Annotated in this window: 15 protein-coding genes; 1 reads left to right on the top strand and 14 read right to left on the bottom strand. The window is 62.1% G+C overall.

Annotation, left to right across the window (positions count from 1 at the left end):
- The 9 genes from R3F50_12140 to R3F50_12100 are packed head-to-tail and all read right to left on the bottom strand — an operon-like array spanning position 1 to position 7,740.
- Positions 1-2,892 (bottom strand): conjugative transfer ATPase, encoded by a 2,892-nt coding sequence (locus R3F50_12140; GenBank protein MEZ5491052.1) that lies wholly within the window; start codon positions 2,890-2,892, stop codon positions 1-3.
- The gene (locus R3F50_12135; protein MEZ5491051.1) at positions 2,892-3,317 is read right to left on the bottom strand and encodes a TIGR03751 family conjugal transfer lipoprotein; all 426 of its coding nucleotides are present in this window, start codon (positions 3,315-3,317) and stop codon (positions 2,892-2,894) included. The genes R3F50_12140 and R3F50_12135 overlap by 1 nt, the downstream gene beginning before the upstream one ends.
- A gap of 4 nt (positions 3,318-3,321) precedes the next feature.
- The gene (locus tag R3F50_12130) at positions 3,322-4,740 is read right to left on the bottom strand and encodes a TIGR03752 family integrating conjugative element protein (protein ID MEZ5491050.1); all 1,419 of its coding nucleotides are present in this window, start codon (positions 4,738-4,740) and stop codon (positions 3,322-3,324) included.
- A complete protein-coding gene (locus R3F50_12125) occupies positions 4,730-5,689 on the bottom strand; it encodes a TIGR03749 family integrating conjugative element protein (GenBank protein MEZ5491049.1) in 960 nt (319 codons plus the stop codon). The genes R3F50_12130 and R3F50_12125 overlap by 11 nt, the downstream gene beginning before the upstream one ends.
- 10 nt (positions 5,690-5,699) lie before the next feature.
- Positions 5,700-6,362: a TIGR03746 family integrating conjugative element protein gene (locus tag R3F50_12120; GenBank protein ID MEZ5491048.1), complete on the bottom strand. Its 663-nt coding sequence runs from the start codon at positions 6,360-6,362 to the stop codon at positions 5,700-5,702.
- Positions 6,359-6,757, bottom strand: a complete 399-nt coding sequence (locus R3F50_12115; GenBank protein ID MEZ5491047.1) for a TIGR03750 family conjugal transfer protein — start codon at positions 6,755-6,757, stop codon at positions 6,359-6,361. Before R3F50_12115 ends, R3F50_12120 begins: the two co-directional genes overlap by 4 nt.
- A gap of 12 nt (positions 6,758-6,769) precedes the next feature.
- Positions 6,770-7,138 (bottom strand): TIGR03745 family integrating conjugative element membrane protein, encoded by a 369-nt coding sequence (locus tag R3F50_12110; GenBank protein ID MEZ5491046.1) that lies wholly within the window; start codon positions 7,136-7,138, stop codon positions 6,770-6,772.
- Positions 7,139-7,156: 18 nt separating this feature from the next.
- On the bottom strand, positions 7,157-7,390 hold the full coding sequence (locus tag R3F50_12105) for a TIGR03758 family integrating conjugative element protein (protein ID MEZ5491045.1): 234 nt from the start codon (positions 7,388-7,390) through the stop codon (positions 7,157-7,159).
- Positions 7,387-7,740 carry an RAQPRD family integrative conjugative element protein gene (locus tag R3F50_12100; GenBank protein ID MEZ5491044.1) on the bottom strand — a complete coding sequence of 118 codons (354 nt, stop codon included), beginning with the start codon at positions 7,738-7,740 and terminating at the stop codon, positions 7,387-7,389. Before R3F50_12100 ends, R3F50_12105 begins: the two co-directional genes overlap by 4 nt.
- Positions 7,741-7,945: 205 nt before the next feature.
- Here R3F50_12100 and R3F50_12095 point away from each other — a divergent pair, with 205 nt between their 5' ends.
- Complete coding sequence (locus R3F50_12095) at positions 7,946-9,397, top strand: hypothetical protein (protein MEZ5491043.1); 1,452 nt, start codon at positions 7,946-7,948, stop codon at positions 9,395-9,397.
- A 20-nt stretch (positions 9,398-9,417) separates the two neighbouring features.
- Here R3F50_12095 and R3F50_12090 read toward each other — a convergent pair whose 3' ends face one another.
- From R3F50_12090 to R3F50_12070, 5 genes are read right to left on the bottom strand one after another with little or no spacing between them, the layout of a single operon-like run.
- A complete protein-coding gene (locus R3F50_12090) occupies positions 9,418-10,167 on the bottom strand; it encodes a TIGR03747 family integrating conjugative element membrane protein (GenBank protein MEZ5491042.1) in 750 nt (249 codons plus the stop codon).
- The gene (traD, locus tag R3F50_12085; GenBank protein ID MEZ5491041.1) at positions 10,164-12,335 is read right to left on the bottom strand and encodes a type IV conjugative transfer system coupling protein TraD; all 2,172 of its coding nucleotides are present in this window, start codon (positions 12,333-12,335) and stop codon (positions 10,164-10,166) included. The genes R3F50_12090 and traD overlap by 4 nt, the downstream gene beginning before the upstream one ends.
- A 1-nt stretch (position 12,336) precedes the next feature.
- Entirely contained in the window at positions 12,337-12,834 is a 498-nt protein-coding gene (locus R3F50_12080) for an integrating conjugative element protein (protein ID MEZ5491040.1), read from the bottom strand.
- Between the two features lie 44 nt (positions 12,835-12,878).
- Positions 12,879-13,454, bottom strand: a complete 576-nt coding sequence (locus R3F50_12075) for a transglycosylase SLT domain-containing protein (GenBank protein MEZ5491039.1) — start codon at positions 13,452-13,454, stop codon at positions 12,879-12,881.
- Positions 13,439-14,155 carry a TIGR03759 family integrating conjugative element protein gene (locus R3F50_12070; GenBank protein MEZ5491038.1) on the bottom strand — a complete coding sequence of 239 codons (717 nt, stop codon included), beginning with the start codon at positions 14,153-14,155 and terminating at the stop codon, positions 13,439-13,441. The genes R3F50_12075 and R3F50_12070 overlap by 16 nt, the downstream gene beginning before the upstream one ends.

Here is a 14,155-nt window from a genome sequence, read left to right as displayed (position 1 = left end):
TCAGCCAAAACTATCTGGCGGCAATGGTTCGATACCGCGCGCCTGGTCGATCTTCTCCGCCACCTTGAAAGCGGCCTCCAGCTCACTGATGCCATGCTCGCGCATCAACTGGTAGCGCTCGGCTTTTTCTTCGGGCTCGGTCATCGCCATGGCCAGGTAAAGGCTCGGCGGCACGGCACGGAACAGGACTTCCATCGACTTCGACAGGATCACCCCTTCGCTGAACTTGCTGGACTCCTTGCGCGCCGACAGCATCAACGCCTTCTGGGCCGGATTGAGCTCGCGGAAGCGCGCCACCTTCTCCACCTCATCCGGGGGCATGGACAGGCAGATCCACCATTCGATCATCGACAGCATGGGCTCGGCGGCCTTGGGCAGGTCGTCCAGGTTCTGTGTCGCCAGCCAGAACCAGGCCCCCAGCTTGCGCCACATCTTGGTAATTTTGACGACGTAGGGGGCGAGCAAGGGGTTCTTGGTGATGATGTGGCCCTCGTCGGTGACATTGACGATGGGGCGCCCCAGGAACTGATCGCGCTCGGCGATGTTGTTGACCGTGTTGATCAGGGAGATATAAGCGATGGAGAGCTGGGCGTTGTAGCCCTCGCGAGCAAAGGTCGCCAAGTCGACGATAGTGATGTCGGCCTCGGGCCACGGCGTGCCGGGGCGATTGAACATCTGGCCGTCCAGTCCCTGGCAGAACATGTCCATGGCGTCGGCCATCTCCAGCAAGCGGGCGCGGCGCGTCTCGGGCAGGGCCGTGTCGGCGCTGCGCTCGCGCAGGGCGTTGCGTACGTCCTCGGTCAGCACTGTGCGCTCGTCCCTCACGCAACGGCGGGCCGCATCCAGGATGCACTGGCGGATCAGGCTGCGATCGGCGCGGGTCATCCGCGCCTCTTCCTTGTCTTCCCCACCGGTGATCATCAGGCGGGCGGTGATCTCCAGCTCGCCCAGCACATCGCGCTGTTCTTCCTCCTCCGTACCGGGCGTTGTTGCTTCCTCGTCGTCCTCCAGCACATCGGCATCCAGGGTATGCACCTCGCCGGGGGTGTCGACCAAACGCCAGGCATCGCTGAACGGCGCCAGGCTCACACCGGCACCGGGGGCGAGCTTGACCCGGTGCACCGTCAGTCCCAGGCGCTGGGCGAAGTCCCCGAACAGGCCGAAGGAGTTACCGGCCTCGACAATGAACAGCCGTGGCCGGTAGATAGCCACCACCTGGTTGAGGATGTTGTTGAGGGTGGCGGACTTGCCGGAGCCGGTCGGGCCGAACAGGAACAGGTGGGCGTTCATCTGCCGGTCTTTTCGGTTGAGCGGATCAAAAGTGATGGTGCCGCCCCCGCGATTGAAGAAGGTGATGCCGGGATGTCCGGTGCCCTGGTTACGACCCCAGAGTGGCGAGAGGTTGGCCGCGTGCTGGGCGAACATCAACTGGGTGTACCACTGGCGACGGTCCCTGGCCGGGTCGAACACGCCGGGCAGCCAACGCAGGTAACTGTTGAGGGGGGCGACTTCATCCTCCTCGCGCACCGGCTGCAGGCCGGCGTTGAGCATGACGTTGGCGAGCTGCAACCCGCGTGCGTCCAGTTCCGCCAGATCGCGTCCGCGTAGGTAGAACGCCAGCGCGCCGCGATAGAGTTTGTGGGCGCTGCCGATCAGCGAACGGGCTTCCTGCACGTCCTGGCGGGCCTGCTCGGAGGCCAGGGTGTCGCCGACGGCCTTGCGGCCCAGGTGGTTCAGGTGGGCTTCGAGCACATCCTGGGGTGTGGCCACCAGGGTCAGGCACATCACCGTGTCATCGGGCATCTGGTCGAACAGGGCGTTGAAGGCATCTCCACCCTTGCGGGTCTCGCCAGTGATATGGCCCGTGGCCGGCGGCGTGCGCAGACGGTCGAGCACCATGACCCGGTGTGGCATGCCGTCGAAAACCCAGGTGCCGTTCTCCACATCGGAGCGTGGTTCGCCGAAGAACAGCCGCTGCGAGAAGTCCGTGCCGCTGGCCAGTTCGATCTCACCGGGCTCCGACGCCTGGGGATAAGCGGTCAACTGGTAGAAGCGCTCCTGGTCCGCTGCCGACGGTCCCAACAGAGTGGGATGGGGGTTGAACCAGCGCAGCAACCAGGCGTGGATGTCCGCGGCCTGAAGGCGACGGGCCTTGATGCCGGCATTGGCCAGACCGCCCAGCAGCCGGTCGCAGACCGTCGCCAGGGCGTGTTCCGGGGTTTGTCCACGGCGCCGGGAAGCGCCCGGCGCACGGCGATAGATCACCATGCGCACGCGCCGGGACTGGCCGCGCCATGGCAGACGGGTCACGGTGGTGTCCTCGAACAAACCGCCGGGCTTGGCGATGGCGCGCAGGTGGTGGGCCAGAAAGCGCTGGTAACGCTCACTGAAGGCGCTGCCTTGAGCTCGTGGCAGGATATAGTCGCGCAGGGTCTTCAGGTAACTGGACCAATCGGTCTCATCCTGGGCGTAAAGCTGCACCATCCAGGGCTGCTCGTCGAGTTCATCGAAGCTGTCCTGCAGGGCGTTTTCCAGCGCATCGCGGGCCTGCAGCAGCCACTGGGGCTCTCGCCCTTCGGTACCGATGGGCGTCAGCTCGAAGAAGGCCGCGACCGATTCGCCGTCATCCAGTAGCAGGCTTTGTGAATCCGGCAGGTACTCCACCCAGGGCAGCAGATCGACGAAGGATGGCTTGACGTCGTAGAGGCGCTGCTCGTCCAACTGCGTGGCGGCAGGGTGTACGGGATCACACTGGCTGCCTGGTACCGGAATGCCATGCTCGTTTAATGTCTCCACATGGCGCTCCCAGGCATCGGGTGGCTCCGTTGAAACCGCCTCAGCGTCAGGTTGTCCCTGGCGCCCATGCCATAACCGGGGCAGCGACCAGGCCATCAGTAATCCTCCACCCGCTCGCCGGGCAGGGCGTATTGCACACGCTGGTACAAGGGAAACACGGTGCTGTAGCCGGGCACCGGCACGGGGTCGGTGCCGGCCAGATGCGGGAACACGTACATGACCAGGTCTGGATTGGGCAGGCGCTTGAACTGGCTGTAGACCTCGTTCCGCGCCGTGCGGGTATAACGGGTTTGATCGACGGGCGCAGCTTGTACGTCTGCCGCGGTGAGTGGCCGGCGCAGGGACTGGCGTGCATCCAGTAGTTCACGGGCGGCGCGGCCATCGCTAGCCGCGGTACCCGCTTCACGACTCCAGATGTCGAGCATGGTTTGGCCTTCGTGGGTGAGCAGTTCTTCCTTACTCGTTGCACAACCGGCCAGGAACAGTACGGCGAGCATGAGAGCAGTGCCCTTGATACTCATTGGGCTAATCGAGATCCGAACCATGGGAGCCTCCGAGACGGTGATCGACCCGGCGCCCCTTGGCGTCGTAGTCGATGTTAAGGGGTTGCTCGATATGCACGGCCACCTGGGCACCTGGCTCAACGTAGACTGCGGCGAAGGCTTGGCCGTAGAGCTTGTTGACCCACTGCGACATTTCCTGCACACCGCCCGCCAGGATGCGGCCCATGGCCTCGTTGGCACTAATGCCGACGGTGCCAAGTGAACCGTCGCTGCCGATATAAGATACCTGCCCGCTGTCCGAGTCGATCAGGGAAGCCGCGCCAGCACCGGCTGCCGTGATCAGCGCTTGGGTGCCCAGGAATTGCTGGGCGTTGCTGCGCCGCTCGCCGGAGACACAGGGAATGCCATGGGGATCGCTGATCCAGCCGAGGCCATCGAGGATGTTGTCATTGCTCCGATTGCTGCTGTTATTTCTGCCATCCTCTTCCGGCAGCGTGCGGATGGTGCCGTCCTGGAACACGAAGGTGATCGACCGTATCTGGCCGCGCACGCAGGACAGCGTCCAATCCCCCGACGCGGTGCCGCTGACCACGGCACCGGCCACGTCGGGAAGCTCGATGCCGTTGGCGGTGAGGTTGTCGGGGCCGATCACCACCTTGAACGGATAGGGGTCGTTCACCGTGCCGTCGATGGGGACCCGGCCGATCAGCGCCGTCATGGCGACCGAGCCCATCAGGGTGGCATTGGAGGGCACGGTGTAGACTGCCTTCAGTGGTGAAGCGCCGACCTGCCCGTCCGTGGCCCGACCCAGCGTTTCGCTGGCCGAGTCGATGGCGCCCTGGGCTGGCCCGAAAGCGTTGGGAAAGGTAAAGCCGCTGCGATTGTCATTGCGGCCCTCTGCGGGTCTGGCATCATCCGGTTCGATCCAGCGGACGCCATCGCCGAAACCCTGACCATCGCTAGGTTCGAGGCCAAGGCCGATGGGCAAATCCGCATGATCACCCTGACCTCCCAGTCCTTCGAATTGCCGTTGGATATCCTGAAGCAGGCTCTGCGCCTGCTGCCGTTCGTTCGCCACGATTTCGCGATCCTGGCGTAGTTGGGCACGCTCCGTATCCAGCGCCGTCTGGATACGCTGCTCGATGGAGCGTTCACGCTGGCGCAGACGGTCGTTCTCTGCCTGCTGAGAGCGGTTGTCCGACAGGGCTGCTTCCAGCTCCTCCCGGAACTGCCGCACTTGGGCCACCAGGGTGGCCACCGTGTCGTTGGGGGTGTCCCCCTCGATGCCGAGAGCTTGCCTCTCGTCGGCGGACAATCGTGTTCCCGCCTCCTGCGGCGAGGTGCTTGGGCCGTGATCGCCGGAAAACAGTCGGATGCCGGCGAACACCAAGAGCACGATGACCGGGAGCATCAACCACTTGAGCAGGCCGTTACTGCGCATGATCCGCTCCCTCCGCGTCGCCAGCGGCAGCGGCTGCCGGCAGGTTGAGGGTGGCATCGATGGGGCTGATGGCCGGTAGCAGCGATTCCGCCAGGCCGTGGCCGCGGGTCACCAGGTAGACCACCGTGGTGCCCTGAGACTCGCCGGCTGGCCCCAGGTCAGGATGCTGGAATGTCGCTGCCAGGAAATTTCCTTGCAGGGCTCTCGGGTCCAGGTCGAGCCACCGACTGGCGGTATTGGTCAGGCGCACTGCGGTAACCCACTGATCCTCCAGACGCCAGGCGGCCAGCGCTTTGGCATGTACCGGTAAAGTGGGCAACAACGTGTCCAGTGCCAGGTCACGGCGCAGGTTCCCGCGCGAGAGGCCGCTCACGGGCTCGACGGTACGCAGTGGTGCGTACAGGCTCTGGGCTGCATAGCGCGTGAGAACCACCGGAATCGGTGTCTCCCGCGCGGGATCGGGTGGTGTGGCGGCCGGTGCATTGGGGGCTTGCGCACCCGTGCCGCCGTATCTTGTGCCGGCAGTCTCGCCCTCGACGATGCGCACGGGCTCCAAGGGTGCCTCCCCGTCTCGCGCGGCAATATCGATCAGAATCAGGGTGCCGTCGTCGGCGTCCTGCAACTGCAAACGTGTGGGCTCGATGGTGTCGTGTGCCAGCAGGTAGAGGGCACCGCCAGCGCTCTGCACACGCAGGCGATCGCCAATCGAGGCGGGTACACCGACGCGCACGTTGCGGTCGATGAAGACCACGCGCTCGTGGCCGACCACCAGGGGGACGGCCAGCGGCATGCGCTCCCACTTGAGGATTTCCACTGCCTGGCTGGTGGGTATCCAGCCGAGGAACAGCGCGAGACAGGCCAGGATGAGGAACGGACGGTTGCTCGGCACATCCTTGTGCCTCACCGCTGCGCAGCTGACGCGAAAAACTTTTCCAGAAAGTTTTTTCATGGCAAGTCCTCTACGGAGTCTCCGGTGCGGGGGATGCCGGAGGCGGTTCGGCGGCGATGCGCTGTGGTGTGCCGTCATAGCAGTCCAGCGCCAGGCCGAAGGGGTTGCGTTCGGGGTCGATGTCCAGGCGTACGACCTTCAGCGGATAACGCACCAGGGCGCGCTTGACCTGCTCGGTGCCGTAATACTCATCGGCGCTAACGTCCAGGGTGACGACCCAGTCTCGGTCGGACACCACCCGGACGCGCTGGGTCGGGTCATCGCCGAAGCCCCGCCCCGGAATTTCGTAGATACCGCGTACCCGCTGACGCAGTTCGCCGGTGCGCTGCCGCTGCTCGTAATCGAGCCGGAGAAAGTGCTGACAGCCGGGCGTCAGGTAGGCAGACAGCGCATGGATGTTGCGCGCGTAGTCGTCCTCGCCGTTGGTGGGCCAGCGGTTGAGTTGCTGAAAGATGTAGAAGGCGAAGGCATAGACGGACTCTGGTGGTACGTCCCACCACTTGCGCACGCTGCCTGATCGCAGGTCTGGGGGTACATGGATAGTGAGATCACGCGGGGCATTCCACCAGCCAACGCCCAGCACCAGGGCGAGGACGAACAGTGCGCCTGCACCCAGACGCAGTGTCCTGATATGGGCCTGTAGATGAGTGACCTCGTTCTTGAAGCGGCTCATGGTGTCCCCCTTCGGGTCGCCCAGTGACCCGAACGTGTTACCAGTGAACCGCCTCCGACGTAGGGCGAGAACAGCGGATACCCGAGCGCGATGCGCCACTGCAACTGGCGATAGAGCCAGGTGTCGGGGCGACCCCGCTTCCGACGCCGCAGCGCACTTCCGCCGGCAAAGACCCCAAGCGCAACGGTGGCCACGATCATCGACGGTATCAGCGCTAGGGTGGACGTCAGCCAGGCCAGCAGCAGGCCGAGCACCAACCCGACCAGGGCCGACAGGCCCACGCAAATCCACAGCTCATCCGCCGTCAGCCCCCGGACCACCACGGGCTGGCGGTTGAGTCGATGCGGCAGGAATGTCACCGTGTCGTCCTGTTGAAGTTCGGGCGTGCTAGCCATCACGGGACGCCTTTACAAGATGCCGGTGGCTTCGGTCAGTAGCCAGATACCCACGACCAGCAGGATCGCCCCGACCGCCACGGTGAGGCCGAACTGCCCCCAGGTCTTGCGCCCGGTGTGGATCTCCGAATAGGTGCTGTAGGCGTGGTAGCAGACACCGATGAACATCGAGGCGACCACGAGCAGTGCCACCAGCAGCACGATGTCGTAGCCATAGTTGCGCAGCGTCTCCATGATGCCACTGCCGGTGCCGCGCGACGGGTCCTCCAGCGTCGGCAGCCCCTGGGCGTGAACCAGCGGCACCGCGCTTGCCGAAAGCAAGGCGGCGGCAGACTGGCGGATGCGTTGAATCAAGCGGTTGCGAGCGGAGCGGGAAGCCATGGCGATGTCCTCATCGGGTCAAGACAACAGGAAAAAAGTCAGTACGACGTACATCGCGACGAACCGCACCGCGACACCGAGGAACTGACGTTGAGAGATGCGTTCTTCCGCCCAGCCCACATAGGCGGTGCGCAGGGCCCAGACACCCCATAGCAGCAGCACGGCGAAGACGAGGCTCACGAGTACGACGGACATATCCGACGCCGAGAAACCGGCGTTGGCCTGAAAGGCGGTCGCTTGAGCGGCGTTCATGGGTCGGCCTCCTCGGAGGCCTGGCGATAGCCGCCAAGCAGCTCCACGGGGTCACGGGGCTGCGCGCGCTGGGGAGCCAGGTAGTCGCGGATGCTCTGGCGAACACGCTTGATGTCCTCGCGCAGGCGGGCGTAGTCGAAGTGGTAACGACTGTCACCCTGACGAGGCAGGCTGGCACTGTGCTCGGCCAGGCGGTCGATCATGTCGAGCTGGCGGATCAGCGCCGCCAGTTGGGCATGCTCGGTGGCACCGTCCCCAGCCAGTACGGGCTCGATAGTCAGGGCAGAGACGGCCAGCAGCACGGCGATAGCGCGGTGCCATAGGATGTTGCGGCTGCTGTGGTGTGCCATCGTGCCATTCCTCGTGGAGCGAATAGCACGATGCTGTGGCATGCGGTCAGATTGCGCCGCAATGAATAGGAACAGAGTGACTACCGGATTTTACATGCCGGTGATATGAGATTAGGGAGCTCTGGTGGCAATTTCAGGCTGGTCAATGAAATGCGATAATCAGTAACCTCGAATTTGTGTAAGGCCTGGCGGGCGCCAAAGCGTTATGACTGATTTACATGAGCTGGTGAAAGGGATTATTGAAGACCTTAGGAAGCATCAGGGGAGTTCGCCGTCGTCTAGATGTGAGGGCGATAATTTTCCTCGGATAATCGATGCTGGTGATGGTCAGCAAATTCATGTTACTAGAATGGTCGACGGGCTAATCGCTGATATCGCCCACCAAATGATGAAGCGCGACGCCTCTCTGGAAGCACGCTTCTCTGTCAAAGATTTAACGGGATTGGTCCGTAAGGCCTTTGGCCCTGCCTTGGCCAAGATTGACTTGGATCGAGATGTTGATCAGAACGCAGCATTGGTCTTAAGCGATGTCGAGGAGGCAGTAGCCAAGGGCATAGATTGGACGTTAAAGAATGGAAAACTGGAATACTCGTTTGGATGCACATTATTTAGTTATGATGACATCGCTCCTATCGACATTGGCCCGGTTCGCTTTGAACCCCGAAAAATCTGGATTGATCGCAAGGCTTCAGACGGTCGGTTGGTTAGCGTGGGGCCAGATGGTCGCATAAAGCGATTTCCAGAAAAAATTGCGGATGGGCCAATTTCGAAAGTCACTCACCGTCGGATCACCCAAGTATGGCAAGGGAAGAAATTGAAGAAGCGGAAAGCCTCCTCTGATGCTCATGATGAAAAATTCATTCTTGAGGCTATTGGGGATTGCCAATATGTCTGCTCTATCAGTGTTCCTGGATTCGGAGTCGATGCAGGGCGGCACAAGGCTCTGATTTCAGCGCGGCTTGCTCTGGCAACCGTGTCGCTGCTCTGGGAAACACCTTCAGAGGTATTGAAAGGAATCAGCTTGCTCGCCGACCGAAAACACCAGTACGGCACGACACTTTCATTCACACCTGATGGTCTGATGCTCGCAAATAGATCGGGTTCCAAGCGATTACATGCTCCCTGGGTCAATAAGGATAAGCTGGAAGAAAGCATCAATGGGTTTGCTGATTGTTTCGCTGTCGCAGGAGAGGCAATCATGACCTACCTTGATCCGGCTGAAGGTAGTGAACGGCCAAAGTTGATGAATGCTATTGCTCATGCCTTGCTTTGGTTCTATGAGGGCTGTCGTGAAACGGTAGATCAAATTGCCATCGTCAAACTTTCGGCGGCCATGGAAGTTTTAACTGGAAAGTTAAGTCGAAATGGAAGCCAAGAAGCAATACGAAGGCTTATCGAGTCCTGTTTTGAAATAGACGAAAATAAAATCATTACCCGAGATGGTAAGACTATGAGGGAGGTTGTAGAGAAGATTTATAAAATGGGACGTACTCGGATGATCCATGGTGAGAATGAAGCACTTGGTAATGACTGGTCGATAGAGCGAGCTTCCGCCGAAAAGCTTGCTAGGTATAGCCTCGTGATCTACATGGGGCGGGTCTCTGAAAATCCTTCGTTTGATAATCCGAAGCAACTCTTTCAACAAGACGGCGGATGATCTTGCTCTGAACACTACCCCTAAAGATATTTTTTGAAACTTCCCGCCGCGATATCCATCACCACTCCCAGCAATATGGCACTGGGCAACAGGACCAGCAATGGGCTCACACTGATCGGCAGCGCCAGATAAATCGCCCAGGGAAGCACCAATAGCGGCATCACGGCGGCTTTCGCCCGGTGATAGACGAAGCCGGATTCGCGGCCCGCACCGAACCGACGGATGTCCCGACGTACGAGCCCGTCGACCAGTCCCACGAAGGCGGCCATGCAGAACAGCGGCAGCATGAGGCACAACACCAGCAAGCGCACCAGGAAGACCAGCAATATATACGCGGCGGCGATCAGGTAGCTTTCCAGGTGGACGTAGGCCACGCCCAGGTAATAGCGGAAGTCCCGGGTTGGGTTGACGCTCCCTGCGCGGGCCTGTGTAGCAGCATCCTGCATCCAATCCATCAGTCCTGTTTTGGCGAATATCCACTCATAACCGCCATCGACCAACCGGTGGGCCGTGCGCCCTGGCTCCTGTACCACCACGCTGCGCGTGAAGTGTGTCGAAAGCTGATCGAGCTCGTAATGCACCATGGCTTGGGCGTGATGCCACCCCTGTTCCGGCCAGAACAGGTGCATACCGATCCATTCCACCAGGATGCAGAGCAGCAAGGACCCGCAGAGTACGCCGAAGAAGCGAAACGGCAGTGTGACCACCGAGCCGACGACATTGCGCTGCCGCGTCTGTTGCCGCTGCGCGGTGGCTGCCGGATCACTCATGATGTCCCGGCCCCGTCGGTCTCGGCGGTGGTCATCTGTTTGAAGTCATCCAGCAGGTCGTCCGGCAGGCTTTCGTTCTGTAAGGCTGCCCTACCCTGGTTTTCCCACCACTCCCCAGCGTCGAGGTAGTGCTGGCGCATATAGCCGGCCAGCACCTGCAGATCCTTCGGCATGGCCTCGTCGGAGTTGGACGCTGGCAATGGCATGCGGATCTTCCACAGGTTGCCGCCTTCAAGCAGCGCGAAGGCCTGGCCCTTGGGGAGATTCACTACGTGGGCTGGTTCGATCAACGGCACGCTGGTGGTAGTGATGCGATCCTGGGTATTGGAGGTAAAGGCCGTATGCCCCTGCGGATCGGAGGTATCCGTTGCCCCACTAACGATGGATGTGGTGTAGACCTCGACCTTGGGCAACTGGCGGGTCAGCAGTTCGGCGGTGGCCGTTTCACGTACCCGCAGCATGAACAAGTTGTTGAAGTTGCCCACCACCTGCCCTGCCTTGGCCCGGTTGCCGATACGGGCCTCGATGTCGCTCAGGGTCTGGGTATAGGCCGTTACCTGAATCCCGGCACCACCGCCCTTGTTAACCAAGGGGATGAACTCGTCGCCCATCAGTTCGTTGAACTCATCGGCATGGACATTGATGGGGATTTTCACATGTGCGCTAGTCGAGGCACTGGGCAGGCCGTCGTCGATGCCGAACTTGTAGAGGTGCCCGGCCACTGATACCAGGTCGGAGAACATTGAGTTGCCCACCGCTGCAGCAACCTCGGCATCCGACAGGGCATCCAGCCCCACGTAGACCACGGCCCGCTTGCGAATGATCTGCATCCAGTCGAAGATCGGCCGCGGATCACGCAGGTCGGCATAGTCCGGGGCCAGCAGTTGGGCGATCTTGCCGGTGGTCAGTTTCTCCAGCAGTGGCAGGAGCGACGCGACGATCTTGTCGAAATACGTTCGGTCGTAGCGCACCGCCGAACGCAGCCCGTCGAGCACCGGGTCGTAGACCCGAACCTGGGACAGGTATTGCTCGATGGCGACCACGCGCTTTTCCCGTCCGACCATGTGACGGGGAATGTTCTTGTCGTTCAGCTTGCCTTCGAGCTGCACAATAACTTCCCAGGCTTTGGGTTCGGACTTGGCGAAGAAGTGCTGGGCGTACTCGATGAACAGGGCGTCGATGTTGATGACGTGGCGCTGGATCAGCAGGTAGTCGGGGCGCCGTCCCAGCTCCACCAGGGCGCGGGCGATGATGTTGACGAAGCGCCAGGCAAATTCCCGAAAGGCCGCGCTGTTGCCCTCGCCGGAGAGCTGGCCGGCGATGCGCGTGGCCACCTCCGAGATGCGCCCGAAGCGCCCCACCGCATTGTAGCGGGCGGAAATGTCAGGCCAACCGAGATGGAACACGTAGAACTCGCCTTCACGCCCGGCACGCTTGGCTTCCACGTACATGCGCTTGAGCAGGTCGGCATCGCCCTTGGGATCGAACACGATTACGACCTCGTGCTCGCCGTTGACCTTGCGGCGGATATCCTGGGTGATGCACAGCTCGGCCAGCCGGGTCTTGCCAACCCGTGTAGTGCCGAGCACCAGGGTATGACCGACTCGCTCGCCCAGTGGCAGGGAGACGTCCGTCTCCTGGGGCTCGATGCCGTGCAGGCGCGGCAGCCCGCCCACCGGGGGCAGTGGACGAACCGGATTCAGGAGGTGATCCCATGCGGTCACTCGGGCAAGGCTGGAAAGTGGGAATGGCGTAAATTCCAGCCGCTGCTCCAACCGGCGGACAAACCGATAGAGCGGCGTCGGTTCGACATAGCAGCGAAACTCGGGGCGATAGGTCTGCATCAGCCGATGCGTATGGCGCTGATCCCAGCGAAATCCCCTGCCGACGAACAGCCGTTGCTGGCTCACCGGTACGTCCCGGCTGGCCATCACGTAACGGGGGATGCGGCGAATGTTGCGTCGGTAACGCCGAATCATCCTGGCGTCCTGGTAGCGGATGGCGGCAAAGGTCAGAAAGCCCAAGGCTGCCCCCAGCCCCAGCAAGGGACTCAGGGCCAGTGACCAGGGGGCGAAGAGGCAAAGTGCAGCGGCACCGATACTGACCGCGACGCTGTACAGCTCGACGGCGGGTCGTAACATGACCTCCACGGCATGAGGCTGGGCCATGTCACTGCTCGATGCCCGTGGCCGTGACCAGCACCGGATAATGGTTGATGCCAAGACGGCGAGCCAGCTCATCGGCGGAGACCGGCGACAGGCTCAAACCCGGCACCAGGCGTCGCAGGTTGGCCAGGTCTTCCGAGGTTTCAACGTCGACCACCAGACCCGCGGCGCCCAATGCCTGCAAGTTGTCTGCTCGACGGCGCAGCCACGCCCGGGAGTACTCGTCGTCGCCCACCAGGAATAGGGGGCTGAGCCCCGGTGCCTGAATCGATCGGCGTTCCACCCTGCCCGGCGAAAGTAACGCTGACCTTGCCGGCAGCATGTCCGCCTCGCTGAAGGGCTGGGTTGGAGCCACAGGTTCCTCATCACGCATTGGTGGACGGACGGGAGAGTCCATCGGTGGTAAATCCAATGCCTGGTAGTACAGCAGCGCGGAGCCGCCGCCCCGGTCTTCAACGACGATGAGCTGGGTGTCATCGGCGGAGGCCATAAGGCTCGCCATCCCCAGCATCCAGCACAATGCTTGCAAGCGACGTTTCAAAGTGATCACCTCCTCGGGTTGGTCAGGGATGCCGGGGCACCGTGAACGCGCGACAGGTGCTGACGAACAACGCGGCGGTAGCGCGCGGCCGGAACGCCACCAGCCGGACGGTGATAGCGACCAATGGCCGGCAGCCAGTCTTCTCCCGATTTGTATTGCTCACGCAGGATGGTGGCGGCGATGGTGAGATTTCGATACGGATCGAGGAGATCGCAGGGATGCGCCACACGATGGGCGTGATAGCCGACATTGATCTGTCCAAGCCCCACGTCGATGCGGCTGTCCTGTCCTGCCTCAAGAGCTTTCTCCAGGTCGGAGCAGGCCGCCTCCATGGTCTGGAATCTCCGTGGCTGACCGGCGACATTCAGCGTCCACGGCCAGGGAATCTGCTTGCCGCGCAAGTGGGTACCGCTCTCCTGTAGGGCGATGGCATACAACACGGCGGAAGGCACACCGGCTTCATGGGCGGCCAGTTGGTAGGCCGGCGGCGGAATCTCCCGTGTCTCCGCCATGGCAGACGATAGAGCGAGCCCGCCAAGGCAAACGGCCACCAGATGACGAATGCTCATAGACGCCACCATTGCCCGTTGACCTCGCGCACCACAGCGGGCAGATCACCCTGCACACCGATGGATAGCCAGCGCCCCGCATCGTGGTTCAGGGTGATGACGCGCTCCCGTACTTTGTCCGGGTCTATCCCCATCCGCGCGGCCCACTGCCGAATGCGCGCATCCTCCTGGCGGCTGCCGACCATGTAGAGATCGAACGCAGCGTCTTCGGTCAGCAACTGCCGGACTTGCTGCTCGCAGGCCGGGCACCCTTCTTTGACGAAAACCGCCAGCCGTACCGACGGGCTGGCATCGGTGCTGACACTGCCCGTGTCAGTCAAGTCAACAGGTTGGAGTGTGGGGTACAGCCGTTGCCAGGCTGCGTCATAGGCCCGCTGATAGGCCAGCGTTTTCTCGACGCGGCGAGCTTCGGCCTGCACCTGTAGCTCTGCATAGCGGCGGCGCTCCTCGGCGGTGCGGGCTTCGATACCCAGGGCGGTGAGCGGATCGAGATTGGGTGAGTAGATACCCAGCGGCCCTTGCATCAATTGCTGATACCGCGCCCACTCATCGGCTTGTAGCCCCCAGTCCCTGGCCAGGCGTTCATCAAGAGCCGCGTCGCTAGCAGTGCGCTCCTGGCTTTGCACCACCCGCGAATCAGTGCTGGGAGCGCTCTGGGCAAGCGCAAAGGCGGGAGTCAGGGAAATAGTCAGTGCCACCAGAACGGGAGTCAT

The sequence above is a fragment of the Gammaproteobacteria bacterium genome (assembly GCA_041395725.1).
Taxonomy (GTDB): Bacteria; Pseudomonadota; Gammaproteobacteria; order Pseudomonadales; family Pseudohongiellaceae; genus NORP240.
The sequence above is the reverse complement of the archived record's forward strand: the minus strand, read 5'-3'. Positions and strand labels throughout refer to the sequence as shown.

Excerpts from the sequence above, each read along its gene's own strand:
- R3F50_12140 (MEZ5491052.1), bottom strand. The coding sequence starts at position 2,892 with ATGGCCTGGTCGCTGCCCCGGTTATGGCATGGGCGCCAGGGACAACCT.
- R3F50_12135 (MEZ5491051.1), bottom strand. The coding sequence starts at position 3,317 with ATGAGTATCAAGGGCACTGCTCTCATGCTCGCCGTACTGTTCCTGGCC.
- R3F50_12130 (MEZ5491050.1), bottom strand. The coding sequence starts at position 4,740 with ATGCGCAGTAACGGCCTGCTCAAGTGGTTGATGCTCCCGGTCATCGTG.
- R3F50_12125 (MEZ5491049.1), bottom strand. The coding sequence starts at position 5,689 with ATGAAAAAACTTTCTGGAAAAGTTTTTCGCGTCAGCTGCGCAGCGGTG.
- R3F50_12120 (MEZ5491048.1), bottom strand. The coding sequence starts at position 6,362 with ATGAGCCGCTTCAAGAACGAGGTCACTCATCTACAGGCCCATATCAGG.
- R3F50_12115 (MEZ5491047.1), bottom strand. The coding sequence starts at position 6,757 with ATGGCTAGCACGCCCGAACTTCAACAGGACGACACGGTGACATTCCTG.
- R3F50_12110 (MEZ5491046.1), bottom strand. The coding sequence starts at position 7,138 with ATGGCTTCCCGCTCCGCTCGCAACCGCTTGATTCAACGCATCCGCCAG.
- R3F50_12105 (MEZ5491045.1), bottom strand. The coding sequence starts at position 7,390 with ATGAACGCCGCTCAAGCGACCGCCTTTCAGGCCAACGCCGGTTTCTCG.
- R3F50_12100 (MEZ5491044.1), bottom strand. The coding sequence starts at position 7,740 with ATGGCACACCACAGCAGCCGCAACATCCTATGGCACCGCGCTATCGCC.
- R3F50_12095 (MEZ5491043.1), top strand. The coding sequence starts at position 7,946 with ATGACTGATTTACATGAGCTGGTGAAAGGGATTATTGAAGACCTTAGG.
- R3F50_12090 (MEZ5491042.1), bottom strand. The coding sequence starts at position 10,167 with ATGAGTGATCCGGCAGCCACCGCGCAGCGGCAACAGACGCGGCAGCGC.
- traD (MEZ5491041.1), bottom strand. The coding sequence starts at position 12,335 with ATGGCCCAGCCTCATGCCGTGGAGGTCATGTTACGACCCGCCGTCGAG.
- R3F50_12080 (MEZ5491040.1), bottom strand. The coding sequence starts at position 12,834 with ATGGCGAGCCTTATGGCCTCCGCCGATGACACCCAGCTCATCGTCGTT.
- R3F50_12075 (MEZ5491039.1), bottom strand. The coding sequence starts at position 13,454 with ATGGTGGCGTCTATGAGCATTCGTCATCTGGTGGCCGTTTGCCTTGGC.
- R3F50_12070 (MEZ5491038.1), bottom strand. The coding sequence starts at position 14,155 with ATGACTCCCGTTCTGGTGGCACTGACTATTTCCCTGACTCCCGCCTTT.